This is a genomic window from Stenotrophomonas maltophilia, assembly GCF_013464915.1.
Taxonomy (GTDB): Bacteria; Pseudomonadota; Gammaproteobacteria; order Xanthomonadales; family Xanthomonadaceae; genus Stenotrophomonas; species Stenotrophomonas maltophilia_AT.
In genome coordinates, this window is sequence record NZ_RAVT01000093.1 from 1 (window position 1) to 1240 (window position 1240).

Consider the following 1240-nt stretch of genomic DNA (forward strand, 5'->3'; position numbering starts at 1 on the left):
TCTGGGGCGAAAGGTTTGGTGTGGTAACCACCATTCTCCTCAGATGCCCCGGGTGAACAACCTACCGGGAAGTCACAGTTAGTCGACTTTCGCGTGAGTCGGCTTTCGCGCGAAGCGCGGGGGTTCCCGCGATCGGATCGAAGAGCAGTCGACCGGAAGAGCAGCCGCCAACAGTCGACTCTACAAATGCGGTGCAGAGCCGGGCAAAGCGGTGTGGAACACGCGGGCGGCACACCACCCTCAAGTTCCGCCACTGCGGCGCCGATACAGCAGCCATGTCCCATGACCTGCTCAACCGGATCGACCAGCGGACCCGTCTGGCCGGCCACAACCGCCTGGCGCTGCTGCTGTTCCGTCTCGGCGGACGTCAGCTTTTTGGCGTCAATGTCTTCAAGGTGCAGGAAGTCCTGCGGCGCCCGGAGCTGTTCCAGGTGCCCGGGCTGCCCAGCCAGTTCTCCGGCGTGGCCGATGTGCGTGGCCGCTCGGTGCCGGTGCTGGACCTCGGCCTGGCCATCGGCCATCCCGAGCGCGAGCCGGAGGCGGACACCTCCCCCGGCTACCTGGTCGTTACCGAGTTCAACCGCTCGATCCAGGGCTTCCTGGTCAGCGGCGTGGAGCGCATCGTCAACATCGCGGTGGAAGACATCCACCCGCCGCCGGAGCTGGGCGCCGAATCGAGCTACCTGACCGCGGTGACCCGCTTCCAGGGCGAGCTGATCCAGGTGATCGACGTCGAAAGCGTGCTGGCCGACATTGCCCAGGTCCGCGGTGAAGCCGTGCTCGACCCGGCGATGGCGATGCCATCCGATGGCCCGCAGCTGCAGGTGCTGGTGGTGGACGACTCGCGCGTGGCCCGCCAGCAGATCCGCAGCGTGCTCGACCAGCTGGGCGTGGGTGCCACCCTGCTTTCCGACGGCAAGCAGGCACTGGACCATCTGCTGCAGATCCACGCCTCGGGCGAGAACCCGGCCGAACGCTACGCCATGGTCATCTCGGACATCGAGATGCCGGCCATGGACGGCTATACGCTGACGACGGAAATCCGGCGCCACCCGGGCCTGGCGGGCCTGTACGTGCTGCTGCACACCTCGCTGTCGGGCGTATTCAACAATGCGATGGTCGAGCGCGTCGGCGCCAACGCCTTCGTCGCCAAGTACTCGCCGCACGAGCTGGCCGACTTCGTGCTGGACCGCCTGCGCAAGGTCGCGCTGGCGGCGTAAGGCCTCTGATCCGGTAGTGG

At 66.6% G+C, this 1240-nt stretch carries 1 protein-coding gene; it reads left to right on the forward strand.

What is annotated here, in order from left to right; genetic code table 11:
- The first annotated feature begins 275 nt into the window (after nucleotides 1–275).
- Nucleotides 276–1220, forward strand: a complete 945-nt coding sequence (locus D7T59_RS21075) for a chemotaxis protein (RefSeq protein ID WP_005409577.1) — start codon at nucleotides 276–278, stop codon at nucleotides 1218–1220.
- The last annotated feature ends 20 nt before the right edge of the window (nucleotides 1221–1240 follow it).

What these genes read in the sequence shown, in the direction of transcription:
- D7T59_RS21075 (WP_005409577.1), top strand. Translation starts at nt 276, where the DNA reads ATGTCCCATGACCTGCTCAACCGGATCGACCAGCGGACCCGTCTGGCC.